The 20,392-nt window shown below is 54.2% G+C and carries 17 protein-coding genes; 8 read left to right on the top strand and 9 right to left on the bottom strand.

From position 1 onward, the window contains the following. Position 1: 1 nt before the first annotated feature. On the bottom strand, positions 2-307 hold the full coding sequence (locus P8935_RS14225) for a hypothetical protein (RefSeq protein ID WP_348260940.1): 306 nt from the start codon (positions 305-307) through the stop codon (positions 2-4). Between the two features lie 107 nt (positions 308-414). On the opposite strand from P8935_RS14225, the gene P8935_RS14220 reads away from it, so the two are divergent. From P8935_RS14220 to P8935_RS14210, 3 genes are read left to right on the top strand one after another with little or no spacing between them, the layout of a single operon-like run. Then, positions 415-750 (top strand): helix-turn-helix transcriptional regulator, encoded by a 336-nt coding sequence (locus P8935_RS14220; RefSeq protein ID WP_348260941.1) that lies wholly within the window; start codon positions 415-417, stop codon positions 748-750. 26 nt (positions 751-776) lie between these two features. After that, positions 777-956, top strand: a complete 180-nt coding sequence (locus P8935_RS14215) for a plasmid partition protein ParG (protein WP_348260942.1) — start codon at positions 777-779, stop codon at positions 954-956. Then, positions 953-1,558, top strand: a complete 606-nt coding sequence (locus P8935_RS14210; protein WP_348260959.1) for a recombinase family protein — start codon at positions 953-955, stop codon at positions 1,556-1,558. Before P8935_RS14215 ends, P8935_RS14210 begins: the two co-directional genes overlap by 4 nt. Before the next feature lie 111 nt (positions 1,559-1,669). On the opposite strand, the gene P8935_RS14205 is transcribed toward P8935_RS14210, so the two are convergent. The 4 genes from P8935_RS14205 to P8935_RS14190 form a co-directional block, all read right to left on the bottom strand. Next, positions 1,670-3,379, bottom strand: coding sequence for an LTA synthase family protein (locus P8935_RS14205; protein ID WP_348260958.1), 1,710 nt, complete (start codon positions 3,377-3,379; stop codon positions 1,670-1,672). Positions 3,380-5,800: 2,421 nt separating this feature from the next. Next, complete coding sequence (locus P8935_RS14200) at positions 5,801-6,415, bottom strand: FkbM family methyltransferase (RefSeq protein ID WP_348260957.1); 615 nt, start codon at positions 6,413-6,415, stop codon at positions 5,801-5,803. Between the two features lie 478 nt (positions 6,416-6,893). Then, the gene (locus tag P8935_RS14195) at positions 6,894-7,712 is read right to left on the bottom strand and encodes a hypothetical protein (protein ID WP_348260956.1); all 819 of its coding nucleotides are present in this window, start codon (positions 7,710-7,712) and stop codon (positions 6,894-6,896) included. A gap of 418 nt (positions 7,713-8,130) precedes the next feature. Continuing rightward, positions 8,131-9,120 carry a glycosyltransferase family A protein gene (locus tag P8935_RS14190; RefSeq protein WP_348260955.1) on the bottom strand — a complete coding sequence of 330 codons (990 nt, stop codon included), beginning with the start codon at positions 9,118-9,120 and terminating at the stop codon, positions 8,131-8,133. A gap of 187 nt (positions 9,121-9,307) precedes the next feature. Between P8935_RS14190 and P8935_RS14185 the strand changes: the two genes are divergently transcribed. Together P8935_RS14185 and P8935_RS14180 are read left to right on the top strand one after the other, a co-directional pair. Then, the gene (locus P8935_RS14185) at positions 9,308-9,979 is read left to right on the top strand and encodes a methyltransferase domain-containing protein (RefSeq protein ID WP_348260954.1); all 672 of its coding nucleotides are present in this window, start codon (positions 9,308-9,310) and stop codon (positions 9,977-9,979) included. Beyond that, positions 9,972-10,874: a glycosyltransferase family 2 protein gene (locus P8935_RS14180; protein WP_348260953.1), complete on the top strand. Its 903-nt coding sequence runs from the start codon at positions 9,972-9,974 to the stop codon at positions 10,872-10,874. The genes P8935_RS14185 and P8935_RS14180 overlap by 8 nt, the downstream gene beginning before the upstream one ends. Here P8935_RS14180 and P8935_RS14175 read toward each other — a convergent pair. From P8935_RS14175 to P8935_RS14160, 4 genes are all read right to left on the bottom strand, one after another. Next, positions 10,867-12,729: a polysaccharide deacetylase family protein gene (locus P8935_RS14175; RefSeq protein ID WP_348260952.1), complete on the bottom strand. Its 1,863-nt coding sequence runs from the start codon at positions 12,727-12,729 to the stop codon at positions 10,867-10,869. The genes P8935_RS14180 and P8935_RS14175 overlap by 8 nt on opposite strands. Further along, positions 12,726-14,255: an oligosaccharide flippase family protein gene (locus P8935_RS14170; RefSeq protein WP_348260951.1), complete on the bottom strand. Its 1,530-nt coding sequence runs from the start codon at positions 14,253-14,255 to the stop codon at positions 12,726-12,728. The genes P8935_RS14175 and P8935_RS14170 overlap by 4 nt, the downstream gene beginning before the upstream one ends. 993 nt (positions 14,256-15,248) lie before the next feature. Beyond that, positions 15,249-15,800 (bottom strand): phosphatase PAP2 family protein, encoded by a 552-nt coding sequence (locus P8935_RS14165; RefSeq protein ID WP_348260950.1) that lies wholly within the window; start codon positions 15,798-15,800, stop codon positions 15,249-15,251. Positions 15,801-16,448: 648 nt separating this feature from the next. Beyond that, complete coding sequence (locus P8935_RS14160) at positions 16,449-16,715, bottom strand: helix-turn-helix transcriptional regulator (RefSeq protein WP_348260949.1); 267 nt, start codon at positions 16,713-16,715, stop codon at positions 16,449-16,451. A gap of 86 nt (positions 16,716-16,801) precedes the next feature. On the opposite strand from P8935_RS14160, the gene P8935_RS14155 reads away from it, so the two are divergent. Genes P8935_RS14155 through P8935_RS14145 form a run of 3 tightly spaced genes read left to right on the top strand, consistent with a single transcriptional unit; the run spans position 16,802 to position 20,129 of the window. Next, positions 16,802-18,403, top strand: a complete 1,602-nt coding sequence (locus tag P8935_RS14155; protein WP_348260948.1) for a recombinase family protein — start codon at positions 16,802-16,804, stop codon at positions 18,401-18,403. Then, complete coding sequence (locus tag P8935_RS14150) at positions 18,400-19,269, top strand: ParB N-terminal domain-containing protein (RefSeq protein ID WP_348260947.1); 870 nt, start codon at positions 18,400-18,402, stop codon at positions 19,267-19,269. The genes P8935_RS14155 and P8935_RS14150 overlap by 4 nt, the downstream gene beginning before the upstream one ends. Then, complete coding sequence (locus P8935_RS14145) at positions 19,266-20,129, top strand: plasmid partitioning protein RepB C-terminal domain-containing protein (RefSeq protein ID WP_348260946.1); 864 nt, start codon at positions 19,266-19,268, stop codon at positions 20,127-20,129. Before P8935_RS14150 ends, P8935_RS14145 begins: the two co-directional genes overlap by 4 nt. The last annotated feature ends 263 nt before the right edge of the window (positions 20,130-20,392 follow it).

Below are 20,392 nucleotides of genomic sequence, written 5' to 3'. Positions count from 1 at the left end.
ATTAAAGGATGATCCCATCGATGGTCAGCCCGTCCACGGAGTCCGTGAGGTAGATGGAGCGTGATGCCTGGTCCAGCACGTAGGCGTCGTATTCCAGGCGCAGGGCGATGGCCTTGGCGCCATCCCATACCCAGAGCCGGCCGCGGTCATCAAACGAGATCCCCTTGATCTCGGTGACCAGGCTGGACAGATCGAAGCTGGCCAGCGGGACCAGCTGCTGGTTGATCCAGGGCACGCGGTCTTCGACTACGCTGCCGTCAGAATCAATCGCCTGTATAGAGAATACGTAGCTTCCTGGTGCAGCCAAAGGAATGAAGAAGGGTCTTTGGCTGAATGCTCATATGAGCACAAACTAAGGATGGAGTTAAATCCAGGCAGTCCTACTTGACGGGCTGCCCGATTAGGAGTACCCATATGAGTAAAGTATCTGCATGCACTTCTTCGTTCTTCCGAAATCCAGAACGCTTCCGCCGCGGCCTCTGGGGCATATTGTTCGGCGAGGAAATCCAGTTCCGGCGCCAGAAGCGCGGGCTATCGATCAAGAATGCGGCCAAACGGGCCGGCAGCTCCGTCGAGGAATGGCAGGCCATGGAGGCTGGCCAAGTCCCCGAGTCCTGGGAGCAACTGTGTGCCTTCGGGAGGGGCCTCGGAGAGAAAAAGCTGGTCATGGCCTCCCTGGTGATCCTCTATTCCGGAGCCTGGGAGGATGGCGATAGTCTATCCGGCCAAGTTAGGCATAGGTACTCATAACCAGATACACTCACCCCGAAGAGGAGGTGAGCCAGATCAAACCCGTAAAGCAGAAGGTGAAACGCATGAACCTGAACGTACCCGTTGAGTTGCACAACAACTTCAAGGCAACCACCGCCGCACAAGGACTCAACATGACCGATGTTTTGATGGAGTTCATCAAGGGCTACGTCGACAAGAAGTCTCCCAAGGGGCGGCGCAAGTGAAACGCACCGCTCTCTATCTCAGGGTGTCGACTGTCGACCAGCATCCGGAGACTCAGGGGTATGACCTGCGCCAGATGGCCGTTCAGCGCGGCTATGAGATCACGCAGGAGTATACCGACCGGATCAGCGGCGTGAAGTCACGCCGGCCTGCTCTGGATGATCTGATGCGCGATGCCCGCCGAGGACGTTTCGACGTAGTCCTGGTCTGGGCCTGCGATCGTATCGCCCGCTCGACCAGGCATCTGCTCGAGGTGCTCGACGAGCTGAACCACCTCGGCATCGAGTTCGTCTCGTTCCGCGAACAGATGGACACCGGCGGTCCGCTGGGCCGTGCCATCGTGGTGATCATCGGGGTCGTCGCTGAACTGGAACGCAACCTGATCATCGAGCGCGTGCGATCCGGAATGCGGCGCGCTCGACTCGAAGGCCGTCAGATCGGAAGAAAACCGCTTGACCTCGACCGCGAAGCCATCCTTCGCGATCGCCAGCACGGTCTGAGCCTGCGCCAGATCGCCGACGTTCACCGCATCAGCCGTGCCACTGCGCATCGTGTCGTCAATGCCCAGAACACTGCCGGCGATACTGTCTCACAAGGGTTGTGAAAACACCCCCACTAAACCCAAGCAAATGAACGGCCGAATCTCACCGATTCGGCCGTCTCATAACGTATAGGTTAAGAAACGAGACGTTCAACCATTATTTCGTTTTTGATTTCAGTTTTTGAGGGTCGCCACTGAACTCGTCCTCAACGGCGGCATAGCAGATACCCACCAGTCTCCATCCAACCTCGCCATTGATTGGATGGACGTGATCGCGGCGTGTTCTTCCTCTGAGCCTTCCGGGACCATACTCATGTCAGTTTCATCAAGGGAATCTCCTGTAAACACATAGCCTGCAGCCTTATTCCACACGGTGAAGACACTCTTTTGCTCAAACCCCTCGGCTCCAAGGTAATCTCCAGCCCAGAGAAAAACCTTTCGTCGATTTTGTTCTGTTTCCCAGATTGGCAAACCCTCCTCAAACCCTCGCCCGGTTCCGAGACCGATGAGATCAAGCACCGTTGGGACTATGTCGATATGCGATGTCACCTCCCGAATTGTTTGCCCCTGCTGCAGTGCTTGGGGGGCAAAGACCAGAAGAGGAACATGAAACGAATAATCCGGTAGTCCAAAAGTTTCGAAGGAAGGATCCTCACCTGAAGCTCTTACTCCATGATCGCCGGTTACGACGATGATCGTGCGATCGAGCCGGCCATCCTTTGATAGTTGCCCCACAACCTGGCCAAGCCATTGATCTTCCAGTCTGAGCAGCGATCTTGCGCGATTTGCGAGTGACGTCTCGGCACCGTTGTGCAGAATGTCGGGCCACGGGGCATGACCAATTTGAGGTGAAAAGACCGCGAGGTAGGGCTGATGCTCTACGGCATCTCTGTGCGCATCCCGCATCAGCATATGCAAGGCATCGAGATCACGCCGAACGACATCTTGCCAATATGGCATTCCAATGTGATCACCTTCTGGAACTGATCCACTGGAGAATATCTGGTTAAACCCAATCGCTGAGTACATTGCATCTTCGAAGTGGTTCTCGAATGGATGCGGAACATAGTAATGCGTGTCATAGCCCGCAGATTTGAGAGCACGCACCAGCCCTGGTGCCTGCCTGGGAGAACCGCCGAAATAGATTGGGTTTGGAGGATACATTGATGTGAGAATGGAGAAGGTTGCCTTGGCCGTATAGGGAAATGTGGAGTAATGTCTGCTCCCGATCCAAGCATGCGAGGCTAGTTGTTTCAAGGTTGGAAGGTCGTCCAACGACTCAAACGAATCGTATCGGTATGGTGCGGTTTCAAGTACAAAAACGATCACGTCGGATCCGCGAGCTTTGCCGAAATACCTCTGATCAGGTTCTCTCGGGGTGGAATTCGCCACTACCTCATACTCCATGTGCAAAGACTCGGAGGATTTCATGGCGGCTTTTTTGCCCAAGTCCTCATCTCCCCCCAAGGCAAATAGCGCTGCACTGATTTCGGATTGACCGAGCCACGTTCTTCCAATGGCGGTGACCCTACCAAATGTGCCCAGAATCGCCCCAGCAACAATGAGCAGAGCAATGGCTCTCGCGCCTGCATTTTCGAGGGCCGACCCTGCGCGAGGCGAACTTTGAGAACGGTGGATAGCAACTGCAAGCACCACGATGAATCCGATGAAGCATGCCCACTCCAAGAAGATGTGTGTCCCGCCGTAGGAGAGAATGTACTCCGGATGTGCAATGGCCCAATGAGCCGTGTCATCGATGAGATACCACGGAATAAAGTGCCCTACGTTTTTGAACGCCTGCATTTGGAAGAGGATTTCGAGCGATATGAGAATGCTGAACAGCGCGACAAATGCAGACCAAAGCTTTCGAGGAACAATGAACATGAGAAGTATGAAGGCTATTGGGACAACCGCGAAGCCCACCAGTAGATCTGCTGAAAAGACCGTTGCTCTCTCTAGGGCAGTGAAGTGAGACGCCGTAGGAACAGTGCTTGCGCGGTGGAATGCATGCGCGAGGATTCCCCACTGTTTTTCATCGAGGATCCTGAATTTGACAATGATTGCTAGTACCGCAACTGGAAGCCAAATCGCCGTAAAGATCAACCTATCGAAGGATCCGCGATAGATCCTCTTAACCAAGGCCAGAGGGGAAAGAACACTTGCCGGCGAATTTGGGTTTGCCTTCTCGGCAGACCCGCGAGAAGTTTGATATCTCAAAGGAAAAAACCCTGATTCGCCGAATCATACACCGCAAATCGTGGACTTGCAAGATTAGTTGCTTCTCCCCTGCAGCTGCGACTTTCGAGTCGTGGTTCTGCTGGCAGTGGCGGCAACGGCGATGGGAATGGGGGTCACAGCGGCTAATAAACCGTACATTCGGCGACCGGCACGAAGACAAGCCTCCCGAGTCCTCGCCAAAGGAAGAGATATTTCGTGGAGGGTCGCTCGAATGGCATTTCTGGACAACATCTACGGAGCGCAGTAGTACCAGAGCATCTTATGGCACCATCCACCCATCGAAACCAATGACTTCTGCGTTTGCTCATGAAGTGCTTTGGAGGGACAACTGATGCAGCGTTGGCGACCTGACCGTACTAAACTTACGGTTTGTAAATCCTATGACCGTCTGCGACGGAGGTGGCAGCGTTTAGTCGATGGGTCGAGTGTCTCGTCGGACAGTGAGTCGCTCGACCAAAATGCGGCAACCAGCGCAAAGCAGAGAATGGTAGAGCACCGAGCAAGTTGTCACGTGTGCAAACAGGAAGACCTTGCGATAAAAGAAGGCGACCTCCCAAGGCATGCTGAAGCTGGCATCATTTAGTTACACTTTCAGGGTCAGGACTGAACGAATTATCGTTCGATTGATGCTGACATCGCAGGCCTAAGCAGGTCCGCGCTCTGCTGTCTCGTGATGGAACCAAGAAGGCAGCTACATCTGCTGCCCGAAGAAGCGAAAGATGAGGGCCGCTTCCCTTAGAAAGATTGTTGATGCACAGCGACGGCGGTGGCCAAGCAAAAGGCGTCCAATAGATGTGCGGTCAGTAGGTAGGCGTTTTGCGCACAAGGGTTGTATCACCGGCCACTCGTACCTTTGACAGATTTTCGCCACTCTAGACATACTCAGCTTATGTCAACAACCGCACCAGAACTGCTTGCAGCATGTGAAGCAAGGGACCGGACAAAGATCAGCAGGCTGGTGTCATCGATTCCAAGACACGCGTGGACGGTGATTCCTGGCCAAGCGATGGTCGAGCTGGAGCCGCTGAGGATTCTCATCTGGCATGAAACGGGAGGTTCTGGGATCAATCTCTATGAGACTGTCATCGTTCAGGTTATTGTCCATGAAGAGAACGCGAAGCAGTTCTCGTACAGGTTCTCACCTGATGAACTCCAGTTGCCGAACTACATGCCGCCGAGCGCAGAATGATTTTGCAAGCTGCAGACCGACACTGCGATCTAACGGCAAACCTTCTCAAGTATCGATCTCGCCAGTCCAACACTGTCAGCAATCACTGATGTCAACCTTGGTGACGGGCGGCTGATATTATCACGCGCCAGCCTGACTGCGGCGATGATAGCAGCAGCGATGACCAGCGTGGGTGCAAACCGATCCTCCTTCCTGCGCTCCTGCTCTTCTCGCGAGATGGCGCGATGCATTTCACCCATCAGCGCAGCCCTCGCTCTGGCTTCACTTGCTTCTTTATTGTGAGCAAGTGCGACAACCGACCCCGAAAAATGTCTGGCGAGCAAGTATGCTCGGCGTTCCCCGCACAAACGACAGTCCGCAACAATCCACGAATCCGGCATTGTCATCACTGGGGCAGGAATGTTTTGGCCACAAGACTTGCAGCAGACTGTGTAGTCACAGACTCGCGACACTGGCAGCATGAACACATGACCAGTATGGGCGAACAAAAGGTGAAGATTTACACAGAGCCAAAGTGCTTACGAACCCGTGATTTATAACGCATGACCCCAATCCTGTAGAAGACGCCTGTTGACGTGCGAGAAAACTGAACGATAGCCTTACTACCAAATGCTCGACACATCAGCCAGCCGAGGTCTCTTTATGGCCGATTCGCGGTGCTCTCAATTTCCCCATCGGGAAAATACCGATGGAACTCACGATTCCATCTGTCCACGATGCTTTGCCACGATAGCCACCGAACACGACCCAGATGATCTTCTAGCGCAAGAATCCGAGCAAAACAGGCGAATGAGAAGAAATTATGAACTGAGCCTCTATATGCTTCCGAAGCGTATCGGTCCCCCAGAACCACTGTGAAAACCTCGAATTTACAGCTCTCAGACTTGCGCTCCATGCGATTCGCGGCGATACCATGTCAGATACCCCGAGGCGCTTCGCGAGAAATCTCGTAATGCATGATTCACGGCGTCCGTACACCCGGACTTGAAATGATCGTGTAACTCAATCACCACTGACCCAATCCGATCTTGCCATTGGCAAGCTTCAAAAACCTCCTTTTCTGAGCCTTCAATATTCACCTTGAGAAGATCGATGTAATCCAAACCGAAATCTCGCATCAACGATGGAATGGTGATTGAAGAAACATCCCCTGGATTGGCGGAAACCACAAATCCCCAATGGCCAAACGCTTCGTCTGGTGAAGTGGAAACACTGATGCGCCCCTCCGAGTGCCATAGGGCGGCATGAATTGGAAGAATGTTGTGATATGCGCGAACGTTTTTTCGCAGCATGTTGAAATTGGAAAGCTCTGGCTCAACTGCAAAGATCTTCGCACTTGGGAATTTATAAGCGTAAAAAAGCGACGTCATGCCGATGTTTGCGCCTGCATCCACAATCACCTTCGCGGAAGACGGCAAACCGAAGGCATAATCCTCTTTCACAAGGACATCGTCAAAGACCCTCATGTCGGTCGTGTCGAGACGGAGGCTCACGGAGCGACTCAACCGAGGCGGAAAAGCAACGAGAACCTTAGGGAAACCGCATAACCTATGAAGAACGAATCCAGCGAGACCCACTACTCCGAGATCAGCCAATTTCTTAGAGATTTTGGCAAAAACTGACCTCTGATCGGCAAACTCCATTGAATTACTCCAGAATGGCGACACGAGACTGAGAAGCCAACCGCACTTCAAATGATCAGCCGAGGCACCGCACAGCCGGCTGAAGGGGCCATGATCAAGATACTCTATGCATGCGGGCATCGAACGTAACCTAGCAGAAAATACGAAGCACGCACTGCCGAATGGCTCGGCTTGGCTTTGCACCCGTCGCACACATTCTTCAGGCATTCTTCGCATGAATCGTTGGCGTCCTGCGGATCGGCCAAGCCAACCCCGCCAGCGTTGCCTAAAGCTTGATCGGTGGCCAAAAAGGGAGTTGGAAATCTGTCGCTTATATCGTTTTGATGAGTCATGGTTTTGGCATGGTCAAGAGGTCTGCCGCTGCAAGGCTTAGAAGAGGTCCTGCAATGTTGAAAAATGCCCTCGCGGTATTGCCCAGCGCATCGTTGTAGGCGCCAAAGATCATGGCGAGAAAGAATGCGCCCGAAGTTGCCCAAATCCACCTGCGATCCATTCGATGTATACGCACAAGCCCGAGAGGCATCAACCATACAAAAACAAACCAGAATTCGCGCGCAGTAAGACACCTGAGCAGCGCCTTCAAGAATCCAACGTCGTGATAACGCCTCATCTCCAGGCTGTAACTTAGGCCACCGAAGAACAGGCCGTGGGGCGGATTCAGCGATACTAAAACGGCCATGCATGACAGCACCCCGAGCCCTCCGATCCAGATTGCACGCGAAGCCCGAAATGGACGGTCATTCGCCCACCAGATGACAGCAAAAAGAAATGCAAACGGTGCAAACGTGTCTTTGGAGAGGCTGCCGGGGATCGCCCAGACTGGCAAAAGAAACCATCGCTCAGACAGCAGCGACCAAATCACCATCGCAAGGAAAAACGCTTCGCCTGAATCAACGTACCCGGACAAGTTCCAATTCGAAACGGAAAAGTTGAAAAGGAAGAGCATGCCCCCAACAAGCGAGGTTGTATAGGAGAATTTGTTTCGAATACCTATGGCGATGACGGCGATTGCAGTGCTAGCGCTAAGAATCGAAGCGGCGACCAGCATTCCGAAGAGAGCGGGGTCCCAACTTCCGATTCTTCCTTTACCGAGAAGATAGAATGGCTTTGCTAAGGCTGGTACAAAGATGCGATACGAAAGAGTCAAAGGGCTCCTTACTGCATCGCAATAATCTGCCGCATCTGAAGTTCCTGGAACCTTCCCTGGATCATATCGATTTAAAATCGGATACCCAAGACCAAAGCAGATCATGAAGAACAGAGCCCAAAGCAACTGGGCCCTTCGGATTGAGAATTCGTTCGACAAGGATACATTCTCCGCGTTTTCGAGCCGTACCTTAAGCCCCGCTACTACAGTCTGCCAAATTGCGCTTTTATTACCCTATCGAAATGATCTCGATATCTTCGACATTCATTTGAGACCGGAAAGAACCTCGCCCGCGTGAGGGAGTCGCCTCCTACGCGCGCGCGGTGAAATCTCCGGGAACGACGGCTCCCCGGCAGCTCGCGATCGAAAAATGGGGAGAAAACCTTGGATCACGCAGCATGAAATTGATTTGGTCGCTTCAACCGCTTCCTCCCCGGATCCAATCCTCCGGCCGCCTTCCAGAGACCTCGATCAGGCGGTGATACCAATGCAGTCCACAGCGCAGCGTGAGCGCGCGCACCGCCACCTCGCGCAGTGGCCCCGGCATTCCGCGCCACTGCCCCATCGTGCAAACCGGAGACAGCAGCAGGTCGGCGATCGCGGGACACCGCACTAACAGTTCTCGCGCCCATCGTTTCCACTGTTTCTCTTCTCGAATTCGACTCAGAAACTCGTGCGGGCTCCATCCCGGATGAATGCGTAGGAACATCACATCGCTTTCGGCGAAAATCTCCGCATCGCGCACCAGTTGCTCCGCGCTTTTCTCGCACCATTGATAGGCAACTGCGTCGCCCACAAACTCCTGTCGCACCCCCGCCTCCAGCAGCCGTATGCCCAGTTCGCAGTCCTCCCGCTTGCGAAAGCGCTCATCAAAACCGCCCACCCGCTCTAGGACGGCCCTCCCGACCGAGGTGTTTCCAAAGCTCCAGACGTTTTCCGGCCACTTCTCCGCCGGATGCTCGCTATGACGAAGGTACACGCCACCGAGCCCTCGGAGAAACAATTCCGCGGCTAGGCACGGCCGATGCTCCGGAGCCACATAAATCGCTCCCAGTCCCGCGATCTCTCTCCTTTCCGCAGTTTTTACGTGTGCCGCCACATGCGAGCGCAGCAACTCCGACGTACAGTTCATATCGTCATCCAGAAAAACCACAAGTTCGCCCTTCGCAGCGCGCAGCCCCGCGTTGCGCGCCGCCGAAGGCCCCTGGTTCCTCTCCAACTCCAACACGCGAATTTGATGCTTCGCGCCCAACGTGCGTAGCGCATCCGCCGTGCCATCCCTCACTCCGTCCACCGCTACGATAATCTCGAAATCGGATGCGGGAAAATCCTGTTGCAGGACCGTCCCAACCGTCCGCATCACGAGGTCGCAGCGATTTGCAGTTGGAATAACGACGGAGACTAGCATCAGCTTCAAACTCCTTCTAGGTTCTGTGGGGGCCTGTCACCGCGACTTTCCAGGCGCGCTTGTCTTTGTATGTGTGCTGTGCCAAAATCTTATTATTCACGCAGTGGTTTCTTTTCTTAAGCGATTGCTTCCTCAGCCGGTCAGGCACTGGCTAACGCTCCAGAAGCTTGAGGCTCAGCGCTCTTTATTGCCCTTTGATCGTCTTATTGATTTCTCCGAACTTCGCCGCCTAAAACCGTATCGTCCGTCCTTCGGCTGGTTTCGCGGCCGGTGTATTGATCGCGTCTACATCGAGCAATTTCTCTCCCGCCATGCTCAGGACATCCGCGGACACTGCGTCGAGATAGGCGAAGACCAGTACATGGTGCGCTTTGGGAACAACCAAATTACCCAGGCCGACGTCCTTGACGTTATGCCGCGCGAGGGCGTCACCTTGCTTGCCGACCTCGCGGATGCTCCAGGGCTCCCATCCAACGTGTTTGACTGTATCATTTGCACTCAGGTTCTCATGTGTATCTACGATGTGCGAGCCGCCATTCAAACCATTTTCCGAATCTTGTCTCCTGGCGGTGTCGCTCTCATCACTCTTGCCGGCATCAGCCAGATCGCGCCTCCTACGATGATGGCCGAAGGCGGAGAGTTCTGGCGTTTTACACGTTTCTCCGCGCAGCGTCTCTTTGCTGATTCATTTGGTGTCGAGAACGTCTATGTCGAAAGCTTCGGCAATGTTCTTGCCGCCACTGCGTTTCTGCACGGCCTGGTCGCCGCAGAACTCACTACTGAAGAGCTAGCCTATAACGATCCCGACTATCCGCTGACAGTAACCGTCCGCGCCGTCAAGGCCGCTCCGAATGTCTGACCAACCGCTTGTCTCCATCCTCACGTCGGTCTATAACTGCGAGGCATTCCTATCTGAGACGATTGCAGCCGTCTTGGCCCAGAACTACTCTAACTGGGAATACTGGCTCGTCAACGACGGTTCCACCGACGCCACCGCCAACATTGCCCGCGAAGCCGCCGCAGCGCATGCTGACCAAATCCACTACATCGAGCATCCCGGCCGCAAAAACTGTGGCCTTCCCGCCTCCCGCAATCTCGCCCTCGCCAATGCCCGCGGGAAATACGTGGCAATTCTAGATGGTGACGACGTCTGGTTCCCCACGAAGCTTTCTGAGCAGGTCGCTCTCGCTCGGGCGTTTCCGCAAGCTGGATTAATCTATGGTCGTAGCGAGTACTGGCACAGTTGGACTGGCGAACCGACAGATGAGGCGAAAGATCAGGTGCCGAAACTCGCGCCCGGGGACCGCCTATATGAACCTCCCGAACTCCTGGCCCTCAACTACCCGCACGGCCCATTCGGCACGCCCTGTCCCTCCGACCTGTTGATCGATCGCGAACTGCTCTGCTCTCTCGGCGGGTTTGAGGAGGCCTTCAATCGCCTTGCGGAGTACGAAGACATCGCCTTTCTAACCAAACTTTATCTCGCCGCGCCAGTTTATGTTTCCAACCGCTGTTGGGACCGCTACCGCATTCATCCCAACTCCATTTGGGCCACTGGACAACGCAAGGGTACCATTGCCCTGTCTCGCCGTGCCTACTTCGAGTGGGCGGAGAATTACCTTCTTTCACACAATGTCAGCAGCGAGGGAATCTGGCGGCTCTGGCGTCATCAAACCCTTCGCTACCGCCATCCTATCCTTTACTTCTTCGCTCGGGTCGGACGGCGCCTGCGTCGGACACTTACACCTAGCTGACAGTTCTTTGTCCAGCACGCCACTTTTCCAATGCAGATTCAAATGGCCCTCGTAGCTCACGCGGGATCATTCTCAGCAGCGGCGACACCTCCACTTTCAAGCTTTGGAGCGGGCTCACTCCTGTGGCCAGCTTCCAGCCGTAGGACCAAGGCGCCACGGACTCATTGACCTCCGTCCGGAGCATGGCAAAGGGGTCCTGCCACGAGTTCAATCCCTCTACAGTGGTAAAAGCGAACTTATAACCGGCCTCAACGACCGCCGCCCGCACCCTTCGGTTGGCTTCCCCAAAAGGATAGGCAAACATGCTGACCTTTTCGCCCAGCAGGTCTTCGAGTCGATGCTTGGAATCCGTTAGTTCACGGCGCAACTCGACGGCATTCAATTCCGGTAACGATGGATGAGTCAGCGAGTGCGACCCGAAGCGCACTCCGTACCGCTGCAGTTCTTTGATCTGGTCAGCGTTTAAAAGCTTTCTTTTTCGTAGTCCTCGATTATGATCCCAGCGATTCGAATCCCCAATCCGCTCCGCTACCAAAAATACAAGCGGTTTGAGTCCGTATTGCGTCATAAGCGGAAACACTTCGCGATAAAAGTCGTCATAACCGTCATCAAAGGTCAGCACCAGCTCGCGCGGCCCCCAACTCCCGTCCGCATCTTCCAGCTTGATCGGATCTGCGCATCGGTATCCTCCCTCGCGCATCCGATCGAGTAGCATTCGGAAACGTGCCGGCGACAAATAGTACATCCCTTCCCCCGCATTCTGCGGCGCCGCGATGCTGTGCAGTATCAGAACGCGGACAGGCTCTCCGGCTAGTTCCCGCATTTCTGCTCGTCCTGTTCCGAATTCCTGCACAGCTTCCCAGTACCGAGACAGCCGTTCCGTGTCGTGCCACAAACGGAAGGCCAACCGCGAGCCCGTTCGCTCCGTCAGCCAGCGCAGCCATTCCCCAATCCTGCGTCCCGGCCTGTGTCCATACCAGAAAGCGCGGTTCGCCAATTGTTCCAGTACCGGCCCGGTGTCCATCTTCAGTAAGTTCCGCGTCTGAGGGTTGTGTTGTCCCAGCTTGATGGCTCGCAACGTGTCGCAGGCGCCGCCCAGTCCCCAACAGCGGCAGAAGTAGGCCACCAAGTCCTTATCATTGCGGTGATACACCATCGCCGGCGTGCTAAGGAACCGCACTCCGCGCATGTAAAGCCGTGCCCCGTACTCCAACTCCTCATCCATCCAGCGCAACATCGGATTGAATCCACCGGTCTCCGCGAACAGGTCCCGGCGGATCGAACAGTTCAGTCCGAAGTAAGAGTTCGTCAGTGCGTCGGTCATTTGAGGGTCCGTCTCGCCGGCGCGGATCGCCGCCTCGTGACGGGCAAGCGTGAACATCCAGGACTGTTCCACAAACTCGCCCGTTCGGCTGCTCTGTTTGACTCGCGCCGATTCCATGATCCTGCCACAGGCGACATAGTGGAAATCCGCCTCCTTAGCCTCGGCCTGCAAATGCGCCGCAACATGCGCGCACAGCAAGCCCGGAGCGGCCTCAGCGTCATCATCCAGAAACAGGAGCAGATCTCCCTTTGCCCGTATCGCGCCGGTGTTCCGGGCTGACGGCAATCCCAGATTCTCATTATGAAACACCCATTCCATGGCCAAGCTATCTGCAACGTAACTCTCAGCGAGTTCCAGCGTACCTGCGTCATTTCCGTCGCACACAACGACTACCTGTACCGCGTCGCCGCCCCGGGTTCGCGCGTCCTCGGATAGCGAGTTCAACGTTGCGCGCAGGATTTCGGACCGCCTCCATGTAGGTATGACAACGGTGATCGACAATTCGCTCCTCATCGCTTCGCTCGGGTTCATAACACCGCGGGAGCCTCCGCGCTCGCGCGCCTCCACATCGGCAGGGCCGTGCAACCCACCCAGACCGCGAAATATAGTAGCGAAACACCGACACAGGCTGCAAACATCTCCAACGCCGCAAGATGCCGGACGCCCACCGCGAGAACCACGGCGCACGCAACATATGCGCCGCCCTGCAATAGGTTGGACGTCCGCTCACTTTGCGCTTGCTGACCGGATGCCCCGGAGCTTCCCATCAGCGCCGCACGCCACAACTCCCACGGACGCATCTCCGCCACTTTGCAGGCCGCCGGGAGATAGCAGAAGAGATTCACGCACCAATTCCATACCGCAACGCCGGCCGCCGCGCCAACGGCGCCATACCGCGCCGCCAACGCTAGTACGACAAGGATCTTTCCCAGAGTCTCAATGCAGCTGAACCACGCCGCTTGCCCAATGCGATTGTGCGAATAGAGAACCATGTCGGAGGGCGTCAATATCACCATCGATAGCGCCGAAATCATCAGCCACGATAGAACTGGCGCTGCTCCCAGGTAAGCGGGCCCGGCCCAAATCGCTATGAGCGGTCGGGCGCCAATCGACCCAAATGTCGCCAGCGGCACAACACCGGTTAGGCAGACGCGATAGGCATTGCAGAATGTCGACCGGAGCTGCGCCGTGTCACCCTCCGCGTGATGCTGCGTCAGAGTTGGTACTAGGACAGACAATCCCCGGACCGCGAACTGGTACAAGTGAGCCGGAAGCTTGCCACCTATTCCGAACATCGCAACTTGATTGAGTGACCCCAGCGCTGCCAGAACCACCGTCTCCGTATTCATCCCGATACGCCTCGAAACGTCGTCGACAAAAGCCCATCTGCTCAGCCCGATGGCCTCACGCAGCCTGTCGGTGTCAAAGGAAAACAACCGCAGAGATAGTCCGCTGATCCCCGTCGACGCTACCAGCCACAACCCTGCGAGCCGCGAAAGCGACACAGCCACCTGAACCCCCGCCAGTGCCAGTATTCCCTTTCCCGCGTCGAGCACCACAAGCGTCAGCACCACGCGCATTGCAACTGCCGCTATCTGCACCTGGTTCACTCGGTCAAATCGATGAAATGCCTGGCACAGATGTTCGAGTGCCATCTGCGGTAACATTAAACAAACCGCGGCCGACACCACGATCAGCACCTGCACTGCGAGCGCCATGCGTGCCGTAGGTAGCCGGATCAGTTCCGGCATCAGCATTGCCGCCAGAGAGAGTCCAGTAGCGCCCGCGATCCCCATCCCAAGTAGAGTCATCACCAGACAGCTTGCCAGCTTGCTCACTTCGGCGATCCCCCCTCGGGCAAAGGTGGACACGTATAGGGGTACCAACACGTTCGACAGTCCGAAATCAAGGAGATAGAGGAACGCCGCCAACGACTGCGCCAACAGGTAGATGCCATAGTCGTCCACCGGTAGCTTGCGAACCACGAATGCCAGAAGGAAAACCCCAGCGACGAACTCGCAAAAGTATCCCAGGTAGTTCCACGTTACTGATCGCACAAGACTCAGTTGGGCTCTCCAACACTTGCCAATTCGTCTAGCTCACCAATCACCATGGTAGCGCCAGCGTGCGCCCCCAGGGCAGTAGGTGCATTGATTGGGCTGCTAGGGGGTGCCCATTTCGTCTTTCAGTGAACAAGTGCGGCTCAAGGAGTTGGGTGATCGCATACCCAGGGCGCGCAACGCAAGGAAAGTGCTGCGGGCACACGACAGGCATGTCGGGTGGTTGTCCGGAGGAGATGACTGAGCGAAGACATGTCGATGAGGGCTCATTGGCGTTCGCAGAATCTATTTGTTTTGAGTCCTCGTAGGTAGATGGCAAATCTGCAGTCCAGAAACTGATGGCCCCAACTCTATAGGGATTTCCGTCGATGAATTCTCGGAGTCAAAGCCGCGAGGAAGGGACGGTGCAATCGGCTCAGGCAGTTGCCGCACCTCAAAGGGTATCGCAGGCGCAAGAGAGACGAAAAATCCGATGCTCGCAAATCAGATTCCAGCGAAGAAGCGGGACACGGACTTCTACGAGACAAAATTTCCATCCGCGATCCCGCCGCATTGAGCGTTTCCAGAAGAAGGGAATCAACGCTGAGATTCTTTTCGCTTCCGAACCTGCTGAAGACGTTCGCCGCAAAGCAAGACGTTGACCAGAGTGGTGATTTGACGGTTGGACGCTGATCCAAGAGTAACGAACTCGACGGGGCGCGGTTCGCCACTTCTATTTGGTTGCGGCTGAAACTAGCTGCCGATCGGCTGCAACTCAACACTGCGACGAGGACCCACAAGGTCGCAGTCACCGCACAACCCTCACTCGAAAAACGCTAGATTCGTCCAATGTGGGTGGGTTCGACGGCGAATAGTCTCGCGCGATGGTGCAGCAGGCCAGCATTGAACAGCACGAGACCTCTGGCCTCCTTGCCATAGGCCGATGATGCTTCTTTTGAACGCTACTTCCTGCCCAACAGCAATACCTTCGGAAGCCAGTAAGCGTAACGCCTATCTTGAATGAGCGAGCCAGACTTCGCTGGCCAGAAGGCCAGCCGAGACGCCGACAAATGTTCCGGCGATCACATCACTGACGAAATGCCATTCACCCAAAATGAGCAGCACTGACGGGACGAGTAGAAATACGGAAAGCGGCAAGATACTGGTCCGATAAAGTCGCATGAAAACACCGGCGAAAGCGCCGGCAAGGACCATGTGTCCCGAAGGAAAGCTGCTGCTCGAAGATCCATGCAGAAAGTTGAAAGCATGTTGGGATCCATGTAACACGGCCAGAGGGTTCGGAACCCCAAAAAAGAACTTCAGGGTGCTGTCATTGATTGCGTAAGCACAGATGGAAGCCAGGCATGCGAGCAGCGTCGCCTCGCGAGAAGGCGACAGATGTCCACGCGTTATTCGAATGAACACGAGTGCAAGCGCAACAGCGGCTTCGATGCCGAGAAGAACGGCACTTCCAAATCCCGTGGCCAAGCTTTCAGCGGATGACAACATCCCGTAAACTCGACGGGCAATCGGCACGTCAAAGCATACGAATACCACTGCCATAATGAGCGTGCAAATCAGCAGGGATAGAACCCACATTGGGTAAGAAAAGCGTGGACTCTTTCCTTCTAATGCTTTTCTACTTTGCTGCCGAAAACTGCGGGTACTCTGAAGCAATGAAATCTCCTGTCAGTTGACGCCTCTGTGAACCCTACTCTCCCTTCTATCCTAGACGTAGCTCGCATTCTGGTCGCAAAAACTCCTTCTTGTTTTGCACGAGAATGTGTAACGTCAGGATTGGCGGTTGCTTCCCGATACATCAATTAACGCCCTACGTACATGGGCTTGGCATTTCCTGGGCATCGAGTTCGCCACGAAGTTGATCGGTTCAGAAGTTAGCTACTTTGGATGACGCGGATCTCGATGGTAGCTTCAGGTGCAGGCTGCAGACGACGGAAAGATACTGAGACAGTAACCGTAAGGACGACGCTGGCGCATCCCATTACGAGCGGCAAAAGGATGTCGTGACCAACATGAGAAACGGACTGCAGAGTCGACCACATACCTCGTTGCGTGTGGAAACTAGGCTTAGATCGTCGGTGACGACAACCGGAAGCCGATGAGCGAACGAGCCCTGCCCCGCTCTTGGCGAGCTTTCCGAGGCGCGGCAGAGACGTGCAGGCACAGGAAACTCGAAAGTCGCAGATCTGTTCAGAGCCCTTTTAGGAGATGCGATAGCGTGATGGATAGACCATCTGCAAGAGTTTGCAGGACGGTCAAGCTCGGGTCTCGCTGTCCAGTTTCGAGTTGGGACAAGTAGCCCCGGTTGATCGCCAACAGATCAGCCATTTCTGCCTGGGTCCATCCCCTGCTGGCCCTCAATGCTCGGAGTCTTGCCCCAAATCGCGTCTTGATTTCTGCGGACACTCCTACATGGTTGCTGCTCGGCGCCAAATAAATGTCTACGATCGTAGACATCGGCACAATTTTGTGATAAATAAAGTGGTACAAAATGTGTCGGCAAAAGAGCGGCAAGCCAAGTGGTCATGTGTTTAGGAGTGGCCATGTCGACAAATCCGGTCTCCATCCAATCGGAGATTTCACAAAATCGGGTAACCTGCCAAGAAGGAGTGGAAACTCCAGGCATCCGGTCCTTGCGTGCGGCACAGTACGTTAGGATGTCGACCGATCGCCAGTGCTATTCCATTCAACATCAGCTAGATGCGATCGCATTGTACGCACAAAATCATCGGATGGTCATCGTCCGCACGTTTGCGGATGAGGGAAAAAGTGGCCTCAGCTTGGACGGCAGAGCGGGACTTGTCGATCTGTTTTCGCTTGTTCAAAGCGGATTAGCGGATTTTAAAGCGATTTTGGTATATGACGTGAGCCGCTGGGGACGCTTTCAAGATGTAGACGAGAGCAGCTACTGGGAGTATGTGTGTAAACGCGCCGGCGTTATCGTCCATTACTGCGCAGAACCATTCATTAACAATGGGAGTTTTTCGTCGGTCATTTTCAAGGCTCTAAAACGGACGATGGCCGCCGAATACAGCCGCGAACTGTCGGACAAGGTATTTGCTGGGCAATGCAGATTGATTGAGCTCGGTTACCGCCAGGGCGGCCCCGTCGGTTTTGGATTGCGGCGCATGCTTGTCGATCATGAAGGCCGTCCGAAAGGAATCCTCCATAAAGGCGAAATAAAGTGCTTGCAGACTGACCGGGTCGTATTGGTGCCAGGTCCTGAAGAAGAACTGAAGATCGTACACGAGATTTACCATTCGTTTGTCGAAGAGTCAAAGACCCGATCACGAATTGCAAACGAACTAAACGCGCGAGGGATTCCGAGCGGAGCCAAACGGCCTTGGTCGTACTATCTAGTCCACGAGATTCTGATAAATCCCAAGTACATCGGTGCCAACGTTTATAACAGAAGGTCTTGCAAGTTGAAGCAGCGCGCAATCCCCAACCCAGAACCACTGTGGATCCGCCGGGAGGGTGCCTTTCCTTCGATCATATCCCCAGATATGTTTGAGCGGGCGGCGAAAATCATCGAATCAATGAACCACAGACCGACTGATGATGAAGTGCTCGACCAGCTACGATCGCTGCTCATCTCTAAGGGAAGGCTCTCAGCAAAAGTGATTAATGATGAAATGCGTAGGCATAAAAGTCGGTGTATTTCGGACCGGTTCGGCAGCTTAAGACGAGCGTATGAAAAACTCGGATACAGCCCGCAGCGTGATTTGTCGTTCTTAGACATCAATCGCGTGGTTAATGCTCTACAAGTGGAATGCATCAACAAGATCTCATCACAGCTGGAAGCAAACGGTGCAGTCGTTGTATTTGATCCGCGAGCCGGAATCCTGAGGATAAATGGAGACTTCACGCTGCGATTGATCATCGCAAAGTGCTGCAAGCCATTCGGCACTATGCGTTGGCGCATTCGGCCTAAATCTTCATTTTGCGATCTGACTGTGATAGCCAGAATGAGCGAAGACAATACCCACATCATGGACTATTACCTCTTCCCGAATAGAGAACATCTACCTGAGAAGTTCGTTCTTGCAGCAGAGAATTCAATTGTTTTCGACGTTTATCGTTTTGACAACCTCGATCCTATCTATCAGATTTGCCGACGTAGGCAAGTAGGAGATTCTTTATGAGGCAAAAAGCTCTTTTGGATATCCCTATCTGCGAAATCCGGATCGTCAATCCGAGAACGCGCAAGAAGAAGCGCTTTGCAGCGGTTGTAAGCAGTATTGAAACAGTCGGTTTAAAGAAGCCCATCACGGTAGCTAAAAGAGCCGCTGCCGAAGACGGAACTCAGTATGACCTGATCTGCGGACAAGGCCGAATTGAAGCCTTCTTAGCCCTGGGACAACAAACAATTCCCGCCAACGTTGTTGAGGCATCGAGAGAAGACCAATTCGTAATGAGCCTCGTCGAGAACATAGCACGACATCAATCTTCGAACAAAGGACTGCTTCGCGAGGTGATGTCTCTTAAGAATCGAGGATACGGAACCAAACAGATCGCTTTGAAGCTCGGATGCGATGTTAGCTACGTCGCGGCGCTTGGCCGCTTAATTGATCGGAATGAATTAGCCCTCGTTGAGGCGGTTGAAGCCCGTAAGATTCCGCTGTCTATCGCACTGGTGATTGCCACTGCGGAGGAACCTGACATTCGGGCCGCACTCTCTCAAGCATATGAAAGTGGGGAACTTCGAGGTGCGAAGCTACAGCAAGCAAAGCGCATCATCGCGGCTCGTGGTACGAGGGTACCTGAATTGGGCGGACCTCCTCAGGACTCGGGACGAAGCGGTCGGGCACTCGTTAGAGAGTACGAAAGGCGTACCAGAGAACAGCAAGCCTTGGTAAGACGTGCTTCAAATACGCGGGATAAACTGTTACTTCTCAAGTCTGCAATGAAGACCCTTCTCGCAGATGAGAGTTTCATTACACTTCTCCGCGAAGAGAACTTGCAGGACATCCCGAGTGAACTCGCGTGCGAGGGAGCGCTAATCAGATGACCAAACCGGTGCACATCGCATTTGAGAAGTTTGAGTACACCATTCCATTGACAAAAATCGTCCCTCAGCGTCCTCTCGTTCCGGAGCATCGGCAAACCGCCAAGTACAAACAAATCTTTCAGTCGATCAAAGCAATCGGTATTATTGAGGCTTTGGTGGTGTATCCGAAAAGCCCTGACGAGTATTTGCTTCTCGATGGCCATACTCGCCTCGGCGTGCTTAAGGAACTTGGCATTAGCGAAGCTCGTTGCACGCTGGCAACAGATGATGAGGCCTACACATACAACAAACATCTAAACTGCATTTCAACTGTTGGTCAGTATTTCATGATTCTCAAGGCTATCGAGAATGGCGTTCCGGAAAAGCGTCTCGCAGAAGCCTTGAATGTAGATATAAAGAATATTAGACTGAAGCGTAATATGCTGAATGGCATCTGTCCTGAAGCTATTCTGGTTTTACGCAACCAAAAGGTCGCCGTCGGCGTTTTCCCGGTGTTGCGAAAAATGAAGCCGGTCAGACAGGTCGAGGCAGCAGAGCATATGACTGCTGGAGCCACGTATTCCGTCACATTTGCCAAAGCCCTTCTGGCAGTCACCAAGCCCGAACTGCTCGTAAAACCCACACCTAAGCCAAGAATCGCGGCTAATTCTGTAGCTGCTCAAGAGATGCTGGGAATGGAAACGGATCGGCTTGTCAAGGATCTTAAAACCATCGAGGAGTCATACGGCAAGGATGTTCTCACGCTGACTGTATGCTCAGGTTTTATTAAGAAGATGCTAGCCGATTCGCAAGTGGGAAGCTATCTGTCTCTACATCATTCAGACCTGCTTGAGGCTGTCAGGACGGCGATCGCAGATTGATTCTGTCCTACTGGTATAAGCCTTGATGCTAGGTCGATGGTGACAAGCGCTCAAGATTCAAATTCATTCGATAGACGCCGATCCCATCGAAGGTGACGACCCTGGGACGTCCATCGGCGATTCAACGATTGCTGACTCGATTGAGTAGACCTTACATGAACCCTGCATGAGTCCGGCGCTGCCCGAAATCGACTCATCATGAAGGCTACAAACTTATCGAGTGTAACGGCGAGAATTGGAAAATGGCCAAATCAAGTGCGACG

Origin of the sequence: Telmatobacter sp. DSM 110680, from assembly GCF_039994875.1 — a bacterium.
GTDB lineage: Bacteria > Acidobacteriota > Terriglobia > Terriglobales > Acidobacteriaceae > Telmatobacter.
The sequence above is the reverse complement of the archived record's forward strand: the minus strand, read 5'-3'. Positions and strand labels throughout refer to the sequence as shown.

Bases quoted from the DNA above. Each gene is read 5' to 3' on its own strand.
- P8935_RS14150 (WP_348260947.1), top strand. From the start codon at position 18,400: ATGAGGCAAAAAGCTCTTTTGGATATCCCTATCTGCGAAATCCGGATC.
- P8935_RS14160 (WP_348260949.1), bottom strand. From the start codon at position 16,715: ATGTCTACGATCGTAGACATTTATTTGGCGCCGAGCAGCAACCATGTA.
- P8935_RS14190 (WP_348260955.1), bottom strand. From the start codon at position 9,120: ATGCTAGTCTCCGTCGTTATTCCAACTGCAAATCGCTGCGACCTCGTG.
- P8935_RS14175 (WP_348260952.1), bottom strand. From the start codon at position 12,729: ATGAACCCGAGCGAAGCGATGAGGAGCGAATTGTCGATCACCGTTGTC.
- P8935_RS14205 (WP_348260958.1), bottom strand. From the start codon at position 3,379: ATGTTCATTGTTCCTCGAAAGCTTTGGTCTGCATTTGTCGCGCTGTTC.
- P8935_RS14145 (WP_348260946.1), top strand. From the start codon at position 19,266: ATGACCAAACCGGTGCACATCGCATTTGAGAAGTTTGAGTACACCATT.
- P8935_RS14155 (WP_348260948.1), top strand. From the start codon at position 16,802: ATGTCGACAAATCCGGTCTCCATCCAATCGGAGATTTCACAAAATCGG.
- P8935_RS14180 (WP_348260953.1), top strand. From the start codon at position 9,972: ATGTCTGACCAACCGCTTGTCTCCATCCTCACGTCGGTCTATAACTGC.
- P8935_RS14220 (WP_348260941.1), top strand. From the start codon at position 415: ATGAGTAAAGTATCTGCATGCACTTCTTCGTTCTTCCGAAATCCAGAA.
- P8935_RS14165 (WP_348260950.1), bottom strand. From the start codon at position 15,800: ATGGCAGTGGTATTCGTATGCTTTGACGTGCCGATTGCCCGTCGAGTT.